Genomic DNA, 705 nt, shown 5'->3' on the forward strand with positions numbered 1-705 from the left:
CGAAGCCGTCGGCGTGAACGGCGGGCGTGACTTTTGAAGGCGCGAGAGATGCGGATCCAAACTTCGCCAGACATGCCGATGCGCATCTCTCCTCAAGCCAAGGTCCTTCCCGCCAACATGCTGCGTTTCTATATACATTTTCCGAGGCCAGGAGAGGCGCACTTCGATCGTGACCAACTCTGGCTCCTGAACGACGAGGAGCAGGTTGTGCCTGACCCCTTCCTCGTCCTCTCACAGGAGCTCTGGTCCATTGATGGGTGCCGCCTGACGGTGCTGATGGAGCCAGGAAGGATCAAGCGCGGTCTTGGCGTAGATCCGTCTCACGAGCCGGCGCTTGTCGTCGGGCGCACGTACAGCCTTGTCGTCACGGCCCTCGGGCAAACGGTGCGTCACACCTTCCGTGTAAGCGGTCCCGTCCTGGAGGCGATCGACGAGGCGGCCTGGCGGATCGTCTCCCCAAATGTGGGGAGCCTCGATCCCGTCGCCGTACACTTCGGACGCGTTATGGACGCTGCCCTTTGCGAGGATGAGATCAGAGTCTTGACGTCTTGCGGAGCGGTCGTCGCGACGCGGCTGTCCCTCTCATCCGATGGAACAGCAATGCAGCTTATCCCGGGCCACCCCTGGAGCGCGGGGGAGCAAAGTCTCGTCGTGTAAGACCGTTTCGAAGACGTTTGCGGCAACAGGTTAGGCGAGGCTCTGGAC

General features: G+C 61.7%; 1 protein-coding gene. It reads left to right on the top strand.

The window, feature by feature from the left end:
• Positions 1 to 117: 117 nt before the first annotated feature.
• Positions 118 to 657 carry a hypothetical protein gene (locus EOA22_RS36030; protein ID WP_206521549.1) on the top strand — a complete coding sequence of 180 codons (540 nt, stop codon included), beginning with the start codon at positions 118 to 120 and terminating at the stop codon, positions 655 to 657.
• Positions 658 to 705: the final 48 nt, after the last annotated feature.

This window comes from Mesorhizobium sp. M7A.F.Ca.US.014.04.1.1, assembly GCF_003998745.1.
Lineage (GTDB): Bacteria > Pseudomonadota > Alphaproteobacteria > Rhizobiales > Rhizobiaceae > Mesorhizobium > Mesorhizobium ciceri.

Excerpts from the sequence above, each read along its gene's own strand:
- EOA22_RS36030 (WP_206521549.1), top strand. The coding sequence starts at position 118 with ATGCTGCGTTTCTATATACATTTTCCGAGGCCAGGAGAGGCGCACTTC.